Raw genomic sequence first — 16,715 nt, forward strand, 5'->3', positions numbered from 1 at the left:
CCGGAGAGCGCATGAAGCTCAATGCGAACGATCACCGCCGGCATGCCCGCCGGCGGCTGCCGCGCTTCGTCTTCGACTACGTCGACGGCGGCGCGGAGACCGAGGACTGCCTGCGGCGCAACGAGGCCGACCTGGCCGCGCTGCACCTGGTGCCGACCGCGCTGCGCGACACGCGCCATGCCGACCCCGGCATCACGGTGTTCGGCCGGCGCTGGGCCGCGCCGCTGGGCGTGGCGCCCGTGGGCTTCTCGGGCCTGGTGCGCCCGCATGGCGACACCCTGCTGGCCTGCGCGGCCGCCGCCACCGGCGTGCCGCACGTGCTGTCGACGCCGTCGAACGACCGCCTCGAGGCGGTGCGCGAGGCCGCGCTGCGGCGCGACCCCGAGGCGCTGCAATGGATGCAGCTCTACGTGATGGGCGATCGCGCCATCGCCGAGCAGCTCGTGCGCCGCGCGCGCGCCGCCGGCTATTCGGCGCTGGTGCTGACGGTCGATGCGGCGGTGAGCGGTTATCGCGAGCGCGATGTGCGCAACGGCTTTCGGCTGCCGTTCCGCTTCACGCCCTCGACCCTGCTCGACCTCGCGCTGCATCCGCGCTGGTCGCTCGCGATGGCGATGCAGGGCCGCTCGCCCTCGTTCGTCAACCTGGCCGAGGCCGACGACGGCGCCACCTCGGCCCAGCTGCAGGCCGCGCTGCTGTCGCGCACCATGGATCGCACGCTGGCCTGGGAGCACCTGGCCTGGCTGCGCCGGCTGTGGGACGGCCCGCTGCTGGTCAAGGGCCTGCTGCATCCGGGCGATGCCGCGCTGGCCGTGCGCCACGGCGCCGACGGCATCGTGGTGTCGAACCACGGCGGGCGCCAGCTCGACGCGGCGCCCTCGACCATCTCGGTGCTGCCGCGCATGGTCGATGCCGTGGCCGGGCGCATCCCGGTGTTCGTCGACGGCGGTTTCCGCCGCGGCAGCGACGTGGTCAAGGCGCTGGCCGCCGGCGCCACCGCGGCCTTCGTCGGCCGCGCCGCGGTCTGGGGCATGGCCTGCGACGGCGAGGCGGGCGCGCGCGGCGTGCTGGCCGGCCTGGTCGACGACATCGCCCGCACCCTGGTGCTGCTGGGCGCCGACCGCGTGGACGAGGTCGCGCCCCACCACCTGCTCGCCAACCTTCCCTTTCCCGGCAGTGCCGGGCTTTCCCACGCCGGAGCACGCCATGGCTGACTTCATGCAATTCGTCTTCTCGGGACTCACCACCGGCGCGATCTACGCGCTGGCCGCGCTGGGCTTCTCGCTGATCTACAACGCCAGCGGCGTCATCAACTTCGCGCAGGGCGACTTCCTCATGCTCGGCGCCATGATCACGGCCGCGCTGCTCGGCGCCAGCCTGCCCTACGGCGTGGCCGTGGCCGGCGGCGTGTTGGCCACGGTGGTGGCGGGCCTGCTGCTGTACCGGCTCGCGATCAAGCCCGCGGGCGAGGCCAGCGTGGTGTCGCTGATCATCATCACCATCGGCGCCTCGATCTTCATCCAGGGCGTGGTGCAGATCGTGCTCGGCAAGAACCAGCAGACCCTGCCGGCCTTCAGCGGCGACGCGGCGCTGTCGATCCTTGGCGCCTACGTGCTGCCGCAGAGCCTGTGGGTGCTGGGCACCGCCGCGCTGCTGGTGGCGCTGTGCTTCGCCTTCTTCCGCTTCACCATGGTGGGCAAGGCCATGCTCGCGGTGGCGGCCAATGCGCTGGCCGCGCGCGCGGTCGGCATCCCGACCTCGCGCGTGCTGCAGCTCTCGTTCGGCCTGTCGGCGCTGCTGGGCGCCGTGGCCGGCGTGGTGGCCGCGCCGATCACCACCACGGTCTACGACATCGGCCTGATGCTGGGCATGAAGGGCTTCGTCGCGGCCACGCTGGGCGGGCTCGGCAGCGCGGGCGGCGCGGTGGTCGGCGGCCTCATCGTCGGCCTGCTCGAGGCGCTGATGGCGGGCTATGTCTCCTCGGCCTACAAGGATGCCGTGCCCTTCGTGCTGATCGTGTTCATCCTGCTGGTCATGCCGCACGGCCTGTTCGGCAGCAAGGGAGCGGAGCGGGTATGAAGGCGTCCTCGCGGGCGCTGCTGCGTCCCTCCCTGCTGCTGCTGGCCCTGGTGCTGGCGCTGCTGCCGCTGGCCCTGCCCAACAACTACGTGATCGACGTCGCGGTGCGCATCGCGCTGGCGGCTATCGCCGCCATCGGCCTCAACCTGCTGATGGGCTTCGCGGGCCAGATCAGCATCGGCCACGCGGCCTTCGTCGCCATCGGCGCCTACGGCAGCGGCATCGTGACGGCGCGCTTCGGCTGGCCCGCGCTGCCGGCCATCTGCGCCGCGGCCGTGGGCGCGGCGCTGGTGGCCTGGCTGATCGCCAAGCCGATCCTGCGCCTCAAGGGTCATTCGCTGACCATGGCCACGCTCGGGCTGGGCGTGATCGTCAACATCGTGCTGATCAACGAGGTCGCCTGGACCGGCGGCCCCGACGGCATGCCGGTGCCGCCGCTGGCGGTGGCCGGCTTCGCCTTCGCCAAGGTGCTGCACTGGTATGCGCTGGCGGCGGTGCTGCTGTGGCTCGCGGTGCTGCTGTCGCTCAACCTCTACGAATCGCCGGCCGGGCGCGCGCTGCGCGGGCTCAACGGCTCCGAGGTGGCGGCGCGCGTGATGGGCGTGGACGTGGCGCGCTTCAAGGTGCGCGCCTTCGTGGTGTCGGCCGTGTTCGCCGCGGTCTCGGGCAGCCTCACGGCGCATTACCTGGGCTTCATCAGTCCCTCGCTGGCGGCCTTCACGCATTCGGTGGAGCTCGCGACCATGGTGGTGCTCGGCGGCATGGCCTCGACCTTCGGCGCGCTGCTCGGCGCCGCGCTGCTGACCGCGCTGCCGCAGCTGCTGGGCGGCCTGCACGGCTACGAGATGGTGTTCTTCGGCCTGGTGCTGATGCTCACCATGATGTTCCTGCCCAAGGGGCTGGTGCCCACGCTCGCGCTGCGGCTGCGCAGGAAGGGCTGAGCCATGCTCGAAGTGAAGAACCTCAGCAAGTCCTTCGGCGGCGTGCACGCCATGCAGGACGTGAGCTTCAGCGTGCGCGCCGGCTCGGTGCATTCGGTGATCGGGCCCAACGGCGCCGGCAAGACCACGCTGTTCAACCTGATCAGCGGCGTCTACGAGCCCACGCGCGGCGAGATCCTGCTCGACGGCGAGAACGTGGCGGGCATGGCGCCCGACCGGCTGGCGCGGCGCGGCATGAGCCGCACCTTCCAGAACCTGCAGGTGTGCATGAACATGACCGCCTGCGAGAACGTGATGCTCGGCGCGCACCTGCACACGCGCAGCTCGCTGCTGGGCGGCATGACCGGCGCCACGCGCCGCGCCGACGCCGCGCTGCGCGAGGAGGCGCTGCGGCTGATCGACTACGTGGGCGTGGGCCGCCATGCGCATGCCCATGCCACGCAGCTCTCGTTCGGCCTGCTCAAGCGGCTCGAGATCGCGCGCGCCCTCGCGAGCCGGCCGCGCCTGCTGCTGCTCGACGAGCCGGCCGCGGGCCTCAACGACACCGAGACCCACGAGATCACCGAACTGATCCGCAGCATCGCCGCCTCGGGCGTGACGGTGCTGCTGGTGGAACACGACATGAAGCTGGTGATGAACATCTCCGACCACCTGCTGGTGCTCGACTACGGCCGCAAGCTCGCCGAGGGCACCGCCGCCGAGGTGCGCGCCAATCCGCAGGTGATCGCGGCCTATCTCGGCACCGAGGCGGAGGCCTCGGCATGAGCGGCATCGCACTGGAAGTCAGCGGCCTGCGCGCCGGCTACGGCCGCATCGAGGCGCTGCACGGCATCGACCTGCAGGTCGGCGCGGGCGAACTGGTGGCGCTGGTCGGCGCCAACGGCGCGGGCAAGACCACCTTGCTGCGCGCGGTCTCGGGCCTGATCCGCGGCAGCGCCGGCAGCGTGCGCCTGTTCGGCCGCGAGATCGCGCGCGACAGCGCCGACGCGCGCGTGCGCGCGGGCCTGGCGCAGGTGCTCGAGGGCCGGCAGGTGTTCGGCCCGCTGTCGGTGCAGGACAACCTGCTGCTGGGCGGCTACACGCGCGCCGAGCGCCGCGCGCAGCGGCTGGACGAGATGTACGCGCTGTTCCCGGTGCTCGGCGAGAAGCGCCTGCTGGCGGCCGGCACGCTCTCGGGCGGCCAGCAGCAGATGCTGGCGATCGCGCGCGCGCTGATGTGCGAGCCGCGCATGCTGCTGCTCGACGAGCCCTCGATGGGGCTGGCGCCGCTGCTGGTGAAGGAGATCTTCGGCGTCATCGCGCGGCTCAAGTCGCGCGGCATCCCGATCCTGCTGGTGGAGCAGAACGCGCATGCCGCCCTCTCGGTGGCCGACCGCGGCTACGTGCTCGAGACCGGCGCCATCGCGCTCGGTGGACCGGCCGCGCAGCTGCTCGGCGACGAGCGCGTGAAGGCCGCCTACCTGGGCCTGTGAGGAACGACGCACGCATGAACTCCCTTCCCGATACCGGCCTGCGCGTGGCCGACGTGCAGGCGCGCAGCGTCAACGTGCCGCTCGAGCATCCGGTGCGCACCAGCGTGGGCGTGGTGGCGACCGCGCCGCTGGTGCTGGTCGACCTGCACGCGGACGACGGCACCGTCGGCCATGCCTACCTGTTCACCTACACGCCGCTCGCGCTGCGCGCCACGCGGCGCATGGTGCTGACCCTGGGCAGCGTGCTCAAGGACCAGCCGCTCGCGCCCTTCGACCTCGACCGGCTGCTGGCGCAGCGGCTGCGCCTGCTGGGCCGCACCGGCATCGCACTGATGGCCGGCGCCGGGCTCGACATGGCGGCCTGGGACGCGCTGGCCAGGGCGCGCGGCGTGCCGCTGGTCGAGCTGCTGGGCGGCACGCGCCGCGCCATCGCCGCCTACGACAGCCACAGCATGGACGGCCTCGCGCTCGGCACGAAGCGCGCCGCGCTCGCGGTGGCGCAGGGCTTTCGCGCCATCAAGACCAAGATCGGCCATGCCACGCTGGCCGAGGACCTCGAGGTGGTGCGCGCGCTGCGCGCCGTGGTCGGCGACCGCGTCGAGCTGCTGGTGGACTACAACCAGGGCCTGAGCGTGCCGGAGGCGGTGCGCCGCATCCGCGCGCTCGAGGACGAGGGCATCGGCTGGGTCGAGGAGCCCACCTTGCAGGAGGACTACGCGGGCCATGCGCGCATCCGCGAGCGCGTGCGGCTGCCGCTGCAGATGGGCGAGAACTGGTGCGGTCCCGAGGAGATGGCCAAGGCGCTGCAGGCCGGTGCCTGCGATCTCGCGATGCCCGATGCGATGAAGATCGGCGGCGTGACCGGCTGGCTGCGCGCCGCCGCGCTGGCGCAGGCGCATGGCGTGCCGATGTCGAGCCACATCTTCCAGGAGGTCAGCGTGCACCTGATGGCGGTGACGCCGACGGCCCACCTGCTCGAGCGCATGGACCTCGCGGCACCGGTGCTGGCGCGGCCGCTGGCCTTCGAGGATGGCATGGCCACCGCGCCGGCCGAGCCCGGCACCGGCATCGCGTGGGACGAGGAGGCCGTGCGGCGCTATCTGGTCTAGAGCTTGCCGAGCGTGCGCACGATCTCGTCGACCAGCCAGCGGTGCGCCGCGCTGTACTCGTGGCGCGCATGCCAGTGCGCCTGCACCTGGAAGTCGGGCAGCGCCAGCGGCAGCGGCAGCGCCTTGAGCCCGCCCTGGCGCACGTAGAGGTCGGCCACGCGCGAGGGCAGCAGCACCAGCAGGTCGCTCTGCGACAGCAGCTGCGGCAGCACGGTGAACTGCGGCACGCGCGCCACGATGTTGCGGTTGATGCCGCGCTCGGCCAGCATGTCCTCGATCAGGAAGTGGCCCGAGCGCGGCGACGACACCATCACGTGGCGCGCCGCCGAGAAGGCCGCGAGGCTCATGCGCTCGCCGATGCTCGGATGGCTGGCCGACATCAGGCACACGTAGTGCTCGCGGAACAGCAGCGCGCCGTGCATCGGCGAACCGAGCGAAGGGATGTTGCCGACCGCCATGTCCAGGCGCCCGGTCGACAGCTCCTCGCCGAGCGTGTCGGAGATCTGCGCGATCTCGATCTCGATGCGCGGCGCCACCTCCTGGAAGCGGCGCAGCAGCGGCGGCACGAAGTACAGCACGCCGATGTCCGACATCGCGAGCCGGAAGCGCCGCGTCGAGCGCAGCGGATCGAAGCTGGCGTTCTGCTCGAGCGTGCCCTCGACCATGGTCAGCGCCTCGCGGAAGCGCTGGAACAGCTGCTCGGCCATGCCCGTGGGCACCAGCCCGTCGCTGCCGCGCGAGAACAGCCGGTCGAGGTAGACCTTGCGCAGCTTCGCGAGCGCATAGCTCACGGTCGACTGCGTGACGTCGAGCCGCTCGGCCGCATGGGTCACGCTGCGGGTTTCGTAGATCGCGACGAACACGCGAACGAGGTTCAGGTCGAGGTGGCTCATGCGGGGCTGAATGTGCCACACCAATACGGGATCGGACAGCCGTACGCAGAGGACGCGAAGGTTACGCGAAGGACGCAAAAGGAAAACCCCAAAGGTGGGCTGTCGTCGCGCGACCGCCTCGCCCGATTCCGGCCATGTTCGGCGCACGGCGGCCGCTTGGGCGCGGCCCACACATTTCGGCTGTTCTTTCGCGTCCTTCGCGTAACCTTCGCGCCCTCTGCGTACGGATGTCCGTATTCAGAACCCCCTAGACCTCCACAGTCGTCACCTCGAAGCGCGCCAGCGTGTGCGCGCCGAACATCATCGTGATCGGCACGTCGGCCGCGTCGCGTCCGCGCGCCACCGTCACGCGGCCGATGCGGCGCTGGTTGTGGCGCGCGTCGAAGGTGTGCCAGCGGTCGCCGAGGTAGACCTCGAACCAGGCGCTGAAGTCCATCGGCGAGCGAACCGGCGGCACGCCGATGTCGCCGAGGTAGCCGGTCACGTAGCGCGCCGGGATGTTCATGCAGCGGCACAGCGTGATCGCCAGGTGCGCGAAGTCGCGGCACACGCCGGTGCCCTCGCGCAGGCCCTGCGCGGCGGTGCGCGTGGCGCGCGCGCTGGCGTAGTCGAAGCGCAGGTGGCCGTGCACGAAGTCCGAGATCGCCTGCACGCGCGACCAGCCCGGTGCCACCGTGCCGAAGCGGTCCCAGGCGAACTGCAGCAGCTCGCTGTCGACCTCGCAGTAGCGGCTGGGCAGCAGGAAGGCCAGGGTCTCCACCGGCAGCGCGGCGGGATTGTGCTCGATGGCGTCGCGCTCCACCGGCTCGGGCGTGCCCGGGTCGGCGATCACGGCCTGGTTGCGCAGCCGCACGTTCGTCACGCCCGCGGGAATCTGCACGCGCGCGCAGGCATTGCCGAAGGTGTCGAAGTAGTGGTCGGTGAACAGCGGCGGCTCGATCGTGAGCTGCTCGCCGCCGCCGCGCAGGTCCGCCACCCGCGAGGGATGGACCTGCAGCATGTAGACCAGCGCGGTGGGCGCTATGGGGGCCGTGGCGAGCGCGAGCTCGATGTCGTAGCCGATCCGGATGAGCATGGGTTCTTTCGCGGGGGAGATTCCCCAACACCGATCTTGGGGCCGGCGACACCCGCGCGCGTGGGGTCAACGCGCGCATCGCTCGTAGTCCGTCGCGCTGTCGGCGCCTTCCTACCGCAGGGGCGTCCGCTCTCCCACAGACGGGGGCGGGCCGCCACTACGGGTTTTGCGCGGTGCGACCCCTACGCTCGGTCTCCGCCCGCATCGAAGCCAGGCAGGGAGCGTTCGCAAGTCCTGGCCAGAGCGATCCATATCGCACGGGCGCGTTCAACCGGTCCGCTGGAGGGAATCATGGAGTTTTCGTCGCTGTTCGACTCGTTCGCCACCCATTGGGGCGACGAGATCCTGATCTGGTCCGTTGCCGCCGTCGCCGGCTGCATCTGCCTGGTCGCCGTGGTGAATGTGCTGGACATGCTTCTGGACAACGGCGGCGCTGGATGAGCCTGAGCTCCCTACACGACACCTGAAAGCCCCTCGATGACGCCACAGAACAAGGCCGCCGCCCGGCGCGCCAAGCCCGCCAAGAATTCCAAAGCGGGGGACGCCAGCGACGCCAAGCAGCAGCAGCTCGAGGGCTTCACGCTCGACCATGGAGCCGAGCTGACGACCAACCAGGGACTGCGGATTCCCGACAACCACAACTCGCTGAAGGCCGGACGGCGCGGACCCACGCTGCTCGAGGACTTCATCCTGCGCGAGAAGATCACGCACTTCGACCACGAGCGCATTCCCGAGCGCGTGGTGCATGCGCGTGGCGAGGCCGCCCACGGCTACTTCCAGGTCTACAAGTCGATGTCGCAGTTCACCAGCGCCGACTTCCTGCAGGACCCCGATGCGCGCACGCCGGTGTTCGTGCGCTTCTCGACCGTGGCCGGCTCGCGCGGCTCGGCCGACACCGTGCGCGACGTGCGCGGCTTCGCCGTCAAGTTCTACACCCGCGAAGGCAACTACGACCTCGTGGGCAACAACGTGCCGGTGTTCTTCATCCAGGACGCGATGAAGTTCCCCGACCTGATCCACTCCGTCAAGCCCGAGCCGCACCACGAGATGCCGCAGGCCGCGAGCGCGCACGACACCTTCTGGGACTTCGCCTCGCTGATGCCCGAGACCACCCACATGCTGATGTGGGCCATGAGCGACCGCGCGATCCCGCGCAGCCTGCGCATGATGGAAGGCTTCGGCGTCCACACCTTCCGCCTGGTCAACGCGCGCGGCGAGAGCCACTTCGTCAAGTTCCACTGGAAGCCCAAGCTCGGCATCCACGGCCTGGCCTGGGACGAGGCGCAGAAGATCGCGGGCAAGGACCCCGACTTCCATCGCCGCGACCTCTGGGAGGCGATCGAGAACGGCGACTTCCCCGAATGGGAGCTCGGCGTGCAGATGATCCCCGAGGGCAAGGAAGGCACGCTGGGCTTCGACCTGCTCGATCCCACCAAGCTGATCCCCGAGGAGATGGTGCCGGTGCAGAAGATCGGCCGCATGGTGCTCAACCGCAACCCCGACAACTTCTTCGCCGAGACCGAGCAGGTGGCGTTCCACCCGGGCCACCTGGTGCCGGGCATCGACTTCACCAACGACCCGCTGCTGCAGGGCCGGCTGTTCTCGTACACCGATACGCAGATCTCGCGCCTGGGCGGCGCCAACTTCCACGAGCTGCCGATCAACAAGGGCGTGTGCCCGTTCCACAACTTCCAGCGCGACGGCATGCACCGCCAGACCATCGCGCGCGGCCAGGTCGCCTACGAGCCCAACACGCTGGGCAGCGGCGCCGAGTTCCGCGTGGACGGCGACAGCGCCGGCTTCCAGAGCTACCCCGACACCGACTACGAGGCGCCCAAGCTGCGCCGCCGCAGCCACACCTTCGACGACCACTTCACGCAGGCGCGCCTGTTCTTCGAGAGCCAGAGCGCGCCCGAGAAGGAGCACATCATCGCGGCCTTCCGCTTCGAGCTGTCGAAGGTGGAGGTGCCGGCGATCCGCCAGCGCATGGTCGACAACCTCGCGCACGTCGACGAGAAGCTGGCGCGCCGCGTGGCCGAGCCGCTGGGCATCGGCGAGCCCGATGCGCGCGCCGCGGCCGGGCGCGCGGGCTTCCGCGAGCACCGCATCCACATGCCGATCGAGGAGTCGCCCGCGCTCAGCATGGCGGGCACCGGCGACGGTTCGATCCGCACGCGCAAGGTCGCGATCCTGGTGGCCGACGGCATCGACTCGGCCTCGCTCAAGCCGATCCGCGAGGCGCTCGAGCAGGCAGGCGCGCAATGCAAGGTCGTGGGCCCGCGCCTGGGCTCGGTCGTCAGCGGCTCCAAGCGCCAGGTCGACACCGACGCCACCTTCGTCAACATGCCCTCGGTGATGTTCGACGCGGTGCTGGTGCCCGCGGGCGCCGAGGGCGCGCGTGCCTTGGCCGCCAGCGGCGACGCGGTGCACTTCGTGCTCGAGGCCTTCAAGCACTGCAAGGCCGTGTGCACCGTGGGCGAGGGCGTGCAACTGCTTTCCACCCTGGGCATCGCCGCCGACACGCCGGCCGACAGCCTGCCGCCGGGCGTGGTGGTGGCGGCCACGCCGGTCACCAACCTCGGCGACGCCAGCGCCGCGCAGCAGATCGCGCAGGACTTCGTGGCCGCGATCGCGAAGCACCGGCACTGGGACCGGCCGAACATCGACGCCGTGCCGGCCTGAGTCCGCTCAGAACGTGTTTGTGATCTATTCATGGTGCCCGCAAGGCAGCAAAGCGTCGCAATCTAGGCGCGCGCCGCCGTCCAGGCTGATGCCTGGACAAGGTGCGCAACGACGAGTGCGGCGCTTTGCTGCCTTGCCCGAAGGGTTGCCCCGCAAAGCTGGCATCTGCGGCGTTGCAAATGCTCGCCGGGCCACCAGCCCGGCTGCGCTTTGCGCCTTGCACCTGCCAGCTTTGCGGGGCAACGGGCACCATGAATAGATCACAAACACGTTCTCAGACCCGTGCCGAGCGCCGCAGCTGCTTGAGCAGCAGGCCCAGGTACGGGTTCGGGTCGGCCTCGCGGTAGCCCAGGTGCAGCGCCGACACGGCGCTCTTCTCGCGCAGCCGCTGGTAGACCACGCCCTCGAGCCGGATCGACTCGGTGCCGCTGGGCACGATCGCGAGGCCCACGCCGGCCGACACCAGGCCGACGATGGTCGAGGCGTCGCGTGCCTCCTGCACCATGCGCGGGCGGAAGCCCGCCTTCGAGCACAGCTCCTGCACCTTCCAGTACAGCCCGATGCCCGAATGGCGCGGGTAGAGGATCAGCGGCTCGTCGCGCAGGTCGGCGATGCGCACCGGGGCCTGGCTCAGCGGATGGGTGGCCGGCACCGCCACCATCAGCGGCGCCTGGTACCAGGCCTCGATCGCGATGCCCGCGGGGATCGGCACGTTGGGATGGCGCAGGATGCCGAGGTCGAGCCGGTGGCCGTGCACCGCGTCGAGCTGGTCGAGCGAGGTCATCTCGTGCAGCGCCAGCGCGATGCGCGGATGCGCGGCCTGGAACTCGCGGATCGCGGCCGGCAGCGTGGCCGACAGCATCGACGAAGCGGTGTAGCCCAGCGCGATCTTGCCGATGCCGCCGGTGGCCGCGTCGCGCGCCTCGCCCTTGGCCGACTCGACCGACGCGAGGATCGCCTGCGCGCGCTCGAGGAAGTGGCGCCCGGCCTGCGTGAGATGCACGCGGCGCTTGTCGCGGTCGAGCAGGCGCACCTGCAGCTCCTCCTCGAGCAGGCGGATCTGCGTGCTCAGCGGCGGCTGCGCCATGTGCAGCCGCTGCGCCGCGCGCGTGAAGTTCAGCTCCTCCGCCACCGCCACGAAATAGCGCAGATGCCGTAGTTCCATCGATATCTCCTGCGTATGGAAATCTGTGACCAATCAGTATTTCCAAATATAAGGCCGACTGCCTACAGTCGCCGCCATGGAGACAAGAGACACCCCTTCGCCGGCCTCCGCCGGCAGCACCAGCCCCGTGATGCAGCGGCTCGCGCGCCGCCAATGGGTGGCCGCGCTCGGCGTGCGCCATGCGCGCGGCGCCGAGATCGCGCGGCTGGCCAAGGCCAGCGGCCACCATGCGATCTGGGTCGACCTCGAGCACAGCGCGATGCCGATCGACGCGGCCGGCGCCATCTGCGCCACCGCGCTCGACATCGGCCTGGTGCCCTTCGTGCGCGTGCCCGAACGCGAATACGGCGTGATCGGCCGGCTGCTCGACGCGGGCGCGGCCGGCATCATCGTGCCGCGCGTCGAAACCGCCGGACAGGCGGCCGACGTGGTCGCGGCCTGCCGCTTCCCGCCCGAGGGCCATCGCTCGGCCATCGCCGCGCTGCCCGCCTTCGGCTACCGCCGGCTGCCCGCGGCCGAACTGCGCGAGCGCGCCAACCGCTCGACCGTGGTCAAGCTCTTGATCGAGAGCCCGCGCGGCATCGAGAACATCGAGGCCATCGCACGCGTGCCGGGCGTGGACCTGCTGGCGATCGGCAGCAATGACCTCGGCGCCGAGATGAACCTGCAGGGCGGCCCCGCCGTGCATCCGCGGCTGCGCGAGGCGCACGACGCCGCGCTCGCGGCCTGCGCGCGCGCCGGCAAGCCGCTGGCCATCGGCGGCGTGGCCGACATCGCCTACGTGGCCGACTGCATCCGCCGTGGCGCCGCGCCCTTCCTCATGACCGGCATCGACACCGACCTGCTGCTCGCCGTGCTGCACGAGCGCGTGGCGCAGGCGCTCGATTCGGTGCGGCCGCTCGACGGCGCCGTGCTGCTCGACTGAGTCTCTTCAAATTTCCGATTCGACCTTTTCCATGACCGACCAGATCCTCGTTTCCAAGCCGATGCGCGACGCGCAGACCCTGACCCGCGCCGCCTTCGAGGTGCCCGCCGGTGCCTGCGACGCGCACGTGCACGTGTTCGGCCCCGAGGCGCGCTACCCGCGCGTGCCCGCGCCGCACTACACGCTGCCCGACGGCGACCTGCCGCAGCTGCGCGCCGCGCTCGGCGTGCTCGGCCTCGAGCGTTTCGTGATCGTGCAGCCCAGCTTCTACGGCACCGACAACCGCTGCATGCTCGATGCGCTCGACATCGCGGGCGATGCCGCGCGCGGCGTGGCGATGGTCGAGGACGGCACCTCGGCGGAGGAACTCGTCGCCATGCATGCGCGCGGCGTGCGCGCGCTGCGCCTCGACCTGTTCCTGCGCTCGGGCCTGCCCACGGCCGAGCTGCAGCGCTTCATCGCGCGCAGCGTGGAGCGCACGCGCGCGCTCGGCTGGCATGTCCAGTTCTACACGCCGGGCTGGGTGGTGCGCGACCTGATCCCCTTCCTGCCCGAGATCGAGAGCGACTTCGTGATCGACCACATGGGCTACATGCTCGAGAGCGACGGCCTCACGCGCGCCGACTTCGACCGCCTGCTGCGCGCGGTGCACGACGGCCGCGGCTGGTTCAAGCTCTCGGGCCCGTACCGGCTCGCCAAGGACGGCAACTACGCGCGGCTGCGCCCGCTCGCGCAGGCCATCGTCGAGGCCGTGCCCGAGCGCGTGATCTGGGGCAGCGACTGGCCGCACATTCCCGAAGGCGGGCGCGACACCGGCGAGTTGCTGAACCTGCTGGGCGACTGGATCCCCGACGCCGCCGCGCGCCGGCGCATCCTGGCCGACAACCCGGCGCGGCTGTTCGGGTTCTGAGACCATGGATGCCTCCACGATCGAAAGCCCGGCCATGCAACTGAACTGCATCCAGGAACTCGCCACCACCGGCGCGCGCGCGGTGGCCGGCTTCGTCCACGGCGGCACGCGCTACCTCGCGGTGCCGCAGCTGGCGCGCGACGTCGAAGGGCAGCCCGCGAAGATGACGCTGGGCGACAGCGACCTCGAGATGTCGGTGTACCGCTGGGACGGCGGGCGCTTCGTGCCGCATGCCAGCCTGCCGGTGCCCGGCGGCGAGGACGCCGAGTTCTTCCGCATCGGCGAGCGCGCCTTCCTCGCCACCGCGAGCCTGCGCAGCGGGCGCGATCCCTACACGCTGGCCGTGCCGTCGACGATCTTCGAACTGGTCGACGGCCGCTTCGAGCCCTTCCAGCGCATCGACGGCTTCGCGGCCAAGCAGTGGCACCACTTCGCGATCGGCGAGCGCCACTTCCTCGCGCTCGCGCAGGGCGTGACCCTGCCGGGCGAGCAGCCCGCGCGGCCGGTGTCGTCGTGCCTCCTCGAATGGGATGGCGCGCGCTTCGTGCCGTTCCAGGACGTGCCCTCGGCCTGGGGCTACAACTGGGCCTTCTTCGAGGTCGGCGGCGAGCGGCTGCTGGCCCATGCCGACCATGCCGTGCCCTCGCTGCTGCTGCGCTGGAACGGCGAGCGCTTCGAGCCGTTCCAGCAGCTCGATGGCCGCAGCGGCCGCGCCTTCTGCTTCTTCGAGACCCAGGGCCAGGCCTGGCTGGCCTTCGCCAACCTGCATGGCGACACGCTGCTCTACCGCTGGCAGGACGGCGGCTTCGCGGTGCATCAGGTGCTCGCGGGCCCGGGCGGGCGCGAGTTCGCCTGGCGCGGCGATGCGCAGGGCGGGCACCTCGTGCTCGTCAACTTCCTGCACGGCACGCGCGAGGCGCCGATCCCCGAGCTCGAGTCGATCGTGTTCCGCATGCAGGAGGGCCGGCTGGTCGAGGCCGCGCGCTTCGCGACCTCGGGCGGCACCGACGCCGCCTTCTTCGAGGCCGACGGCGCGCTGCATCTCGCGGTGGCCAACAGCCTGAGCGCGGCGGTGCGCTTCGCGACGCCCAGCCGCATCTACCGCGTCGAGGGCCTCGGCGCCTCCATCACGGGCTGATCCGCCATGGCCACCTACGCACCTCACGAGAGCCCCGAGCTGGTCCGCCTGTTCGAGACCTACACGGCCGGGCCCACGAGCATCGGCGCCACGCTGACGGCACGCACCGCCGCGGCCACCGCGCACGATCCGCTGATCGTCGCGACCAGCACCGACATCGTGCTGTTCCCCGGCGGCGGCCGGCCGCCCGAGATCGAGGGCTTCCGCCTGTCGACGCGCGGCTTCAAGGAACTCGCGGGCATCTCGCACCACGGGCCCGCGGTGGCTTCGCTGCTGCGGCTGCGCGAGCTCGATCCCGAGGGCGAGCTCTGGCGCGCCGAGACCCGACGCCTGATCGAGAGCACGCGCGCCGCGCGCGCCGCCAACTCCGAGGCGCTGTGGCGCGACACCGTCGCGGTGCCCGCCTACCGCGGCCGCGAGGCGCGCATCGCGCAGCTGGTCGACTACTCGTGCGCGCTGACCGAGCGCTACCTCGAGCGCGCGCTGCGCGAGCCCGAGAGCTTCACCGCCGCCGACCTGCGCGAGCACTACATCGAGGCGCGCGGCGATGCCGTGGGCGCCACGGTGCCGATGAACGCCGTGATGATCGCGACCTTCTTCCTGGTCGGCATGGACACCGGCCACCGCGTGATCGGCTGGTTCGACCGCCATGCGATCGACTGGTCGCGCGCCATGGTGCTGATCGTCGGCCGCCAGGGCCGGCCCACGGCCGGCGTGACCTGGACCACCAACTCGGTCGCCGCCATGATCCTCGCGGCCTCGGGCCAGCGGCTCGCGCTCGACCGGCTCTACATCGCGCCGCACGGCCCGAGCTTCAAGGTGGCCGAGCTGCCCGACCTCGCGGCGGTGCGCGCCTTCGAGGAGCCGCTGCGCCAGATCTGGGCCCATACGCGCACCGTGAGCGAACTCGGGCCGCTGATGTACGAGGGCTATCCGCGCTTCGAGCCCGGCGCCGCGGGGCGGCCCCATATCGACGCGCGGACGGAGTCGGTCGGCGAGATGCCCGCGATCGCGAGTCCCGACGACTGGTTCGCGCTCAACACGCGGTTGCGCGTGGTGCTCGAGGACCCGCGGCAGCTGCTTTCGGGCTGCGTGGTCGACTATGCGGTCGACCAGCTGCGCGCCAACGGCAACGACCCTGCGCGGCTGGTGGTGCCGGGGCTGGACAACGTGAGCTATCCACCGTTGGCGCCACGCGCCGGCGGTTGAGCGGAACGCGGCGGACCGATCGGGTTCGCGGAGGCGGGACAACAAGACAAGAGCAGAACGGCAGGCACGCCGGCGGCGACGCCGCGCGCATTCGATTCATAGAAAAGAGAAACGGAGACAAGACACCATGAGAAAGCTTGCAACCCTGTGGGGCGCCGCCCTCGCGCTGACGCTGGCCGGCGCCGGCGCGCAGGCGCAGTCCGGCGCCTGGCCCCAGCGCCCGATCCGGATCATCACGCCCACGCCGGCCGGCGTGGGCTCGGACGTGTTCGCGCGCGCCTACGCCGAGCGGCTCGGCCAGATGCTCAAGACACCGGTGGTGGTCGAGAACCGCCCCGGCGCGCTCGCGGCCATCGGCACCGACGCGGTCGCCAAGGCCGCGCCCGACGGCTACACCATCCTGTTCTCGACCAGCAACCCGTTCACCATGACGCCGTTCCTGCTGTCGAAGCTGCCCTACAACCCGCAGGCCGACCTGGTGCCGGTCACGCAGGCGCTCAAGGGCGGCTCGTTCATCGTCGCCAATCCCTCGGTGCCCGCGAAGAACCTGGTGGAACTGGTGGCGCTCGCGAAGAAGGACCCGGGCCGCGTGAGCTTCGCCTCCTATGGCTCGGGCAGCACCGCGCACCTGGGCTTCGAGCTGCTGCAGGACGCCGCGGGCATCGAGCTGCTGCACGTGCCCTACAAGCAGAGCGCCATGCCCGACGTGATCGCGGGCCAGGTGATGCTGGGCTTCGAGCCGCCGATCTCGGCGCTGCCCAACATCCGCGCCGGCCGCATCAAGCCCATCGCCTACACCGGCAGCCAGCGCAGCGCCGCGCTGCCCGACGTGCCCACGCTGGCCGAACGTTATCCGGGCCTGGAGGTGTTCACCTGGCTGGGCTTCTGGCTGCCCGCGAAGACGCCGCCCGAGATCGTCGACCGCTTCAACCGCGAGATCCGCGCGGCCACGCAGTCGCCCGAGATGCAGCGGCTGATCGCCGAGGCCGGGCTCGAGCCGATGGGCACCACGCCCGAGGAGACGCGCGCCATCGTGCGGCGCGAGGCCGAGGCGATGGGCAAGCTGATCAAGGCCAAGAACATCCGCATCGACTGAGCGCTCTCGGGGCGCGCCCCC

At 71.2% G+C, this 16,715-nt stretch carries 16 protein-coding genes; 13 read left to right on the forward strand and 3 right to left on the reverse strand.

Annotated features, from left to right (window positions below; genetic code table 11):
* Positions 1-11: 11 nt before the first annotated feature.
* Genes INQ48_03720 through INQ48_03745 form a run of 6 tightly spaced genes read left to right on the forward strand, consistent with a single transcriptional unit; the run spans position 12 to position 5,601 of the window.
* Entirely contained in the window at positions 12-1,214 is a 1,203-nt protein-coding gene (locus tag INQ48_03720) for an alpha-hydroxy-acid oxidizing protein (GenBank protein QRF58385.1), read from the forward strand.
* Positions 1,207-2,079, forward strand: a complete 873-nt coding sequence (locus INQ48_03725; GenBank protein QRF58386.1) for a branched-chain amino acid ABC transporter permease — start codon at positions 1,207-1,209, stop codon at positions 2,077-2,079. Before INQ48_03720 ends, INQ48_03725 begins: the two co-directional genes overlap by 8 nt.
* The gene (locus INQ48_03730; GenBank protein QRF58387.1) at positions 2,076-3,020 is read left to right on the forward strand and encodes a branched-chain amino acid ABC transporter permease; all 945 of its coding nucleotides are present in this window, start codon (positions 2,076-2,078) and stop codon (positions 3,018-3,020) included. The genes INQ48_03725 and INQ48_03730 overlap by 4 nt, the downstream gene beginning before the upstream one ends.
* Before the next feature lie 3 nt (positions 3,021-3,023).
* Positions 3,024-3,785 (forward strand): ABC transporter ATP-binding protein, encoded by a 762-nt coding sequence (locus tag INQ48_03735; protein ID QRF58388.1) that lies wholly within the window; start codon positions 3,024-3,026, stop codon positions 3,783-3,785.
* Complete coding sequence (locus INQ48_03740; protein ID QRF58389.1) at positions 3,782-4,492, forward strand: ABC transporter ATP-binding protein; 711 nt, start codon at positions 3,782-3,784, stop codon at positions 4,490-4,492. The genes INQ48_03735 and INQ48_03740 overlap by 4 nt, the downstream gene beginning before the upstream one ends.
* Positions 4,493-4,506: 14 nt before the next feature.
* Entirely contained in the window at positions 4,507-5,601 is a 1,095-nt protein-coding gene (locus tag INQ48_03745; GenBank protein ID QRF58390.1) for a mandelate racemase, read from the forward strand.
* On the opposite strand, the gene INQ48_03750 is transcribed toward INQ48_03745, so the two are convergent.
* Together INQ48_03750 and INQ48_03755 are read right to left on the reverse strand one after the other, a co-directional pair.
* A complete protein-coding gene (locus INQ48_03750; protein QRF58391.1) occupies positions 5,598-6,494 on the reverse strand; it encodes a LysR family transcriptional regulator in 897 nt (298 codons plus the stop codon). The two genes, INQ48_03745 and INQ48_03750, sit on opposite strands and share 4 nt — an antisense overlap.
* Positions 6,495-6,741: 247 nt before the next feature.
* Entirely contained in the window at positions 6,742-7,569 is an 828-nt protein-coding gene (locus INQ48_03755; GenBank protein QRF58392.1) for a transglutaminase family protein, read from the reverse strand.
* A gap of 291 nt (positions 7,570-7,860) precedes the next feature.
* Here INQ48_03755 and INQ48_03760 point away from each other — a divergent pair, with 291 nt between their 5' ends.
* Positions 7,861-8,010: a hypothetical protein gene (locus tag INQ48_03760; protein QRF58393.1), complete on the forward strand. Its 150-nt coding sequence runs from the start codon at positions 7,861-7,863 to the stop codon at positions 8,008-8,010.
* A gap of 36 nt (positions 8,011-8,046) precedes the next feature.
* Positions 8,047-10,251 (forward strand): catalase, encoded by a 2,205-nt coding sequence (locus tag INQ48_03765; GenBank protein ID QRF58394.1) that lies wholly within the window; start codon positions 8,047-8,049, stop codon positions 10,249-10,251.
* Positions 10,252-10,525: 274 nt separating this feature from the next.
* Here the strand turns inward: INQ48_03765 and INQ48_03770 are convergent, their stop codons facing one another.
* Positions 10,526-11,416, reverse strand: a complete 891-nt coding sequence (locus INQ48_03770) for a LysR family transcriptional regulator (GenBank protein ID QRF58395.1) — start codon at positions 11,414-11,416, stop codon at positions 10,526-10,528.
* A gap of 76 nt (positions 11,417-11,492) precedes the next feature.
* Between INQ48_03770 and INQ48_03775 the strand changes: the two genes are divergently transcribed.
* The 5 genes from INQ48_03775 (at position 11,493) to INQ48_03795 (ending at position 16,694) form a co-directional block, all read left to right on the forward strand.
* Positions 11,493-12,341 (forward strand): aldolase, encoded by an 849-nt coding sequence (locus INQ48_03775; GenBank protein ID QRF58396.1) that lies wholly within the window; start codon positions 11,493-11,495, stop codon positions 12,339-12,341.
* A 31-nt stretch (positions 12,342-12,372) separates the two neighbouring features.
* Positions 12,373-13,251: an amidohydrolase family protein gene (locus tag INQ48_03780; GenBank protein ID QRF58397.1), complete on the forward strand. Its 879-nt coding sequence runs from the start codon at positions 12,373-12,375 to the stop codon at positions 13,249-13,251.
* 34 nt (positions 13,252-13,285) lie between these two features.
* The gene (locus INQ48_03785) at positions 13,286-14,389 is read left to right on the forward strand and encodes a hypothetical protein (protein ID QRF60596.1); all 1,104 of its coding nucleotides are present in this window, start codon (positions 13,286-13,288) and stop codon (positions 14,387-14,389) included.
* 6 nt (positions 14,390-14,395) lie between these two features.
* A complete protein-coding gene (locus INQ48_03790; protein ID QRF58398.1) occupies positions 14,396-15,598 on the forward strand; it encodes a DUF5624 domain-containing protein in 1,203 nt (400 codons plus the stop codon).
* A gap of 127 nt (positions 15,599-15,725) precedes the next feature.
* Positions 15,726-16,694, forward strand: coding sequence for a tripartite tricarboxylate transporter substrate binding protein (locus INQ48_03795; GenBank protein QRF58399.1), 969 nt, complete (start codon positions 15,726-15,728; stop codon positions 16,692-16,694).
* Positions 16,695-16,715 lie beyond the last annotated feature (21 nt).

This window comes from Variovorax paradoxus, from assembly GCA_016806145.1.
Classification (GTDB): Bacteria; Pseudomonadota; Gammaproteobacteria; order Burkholderiales; family Burkholderiaceae_C; genus Variovorax.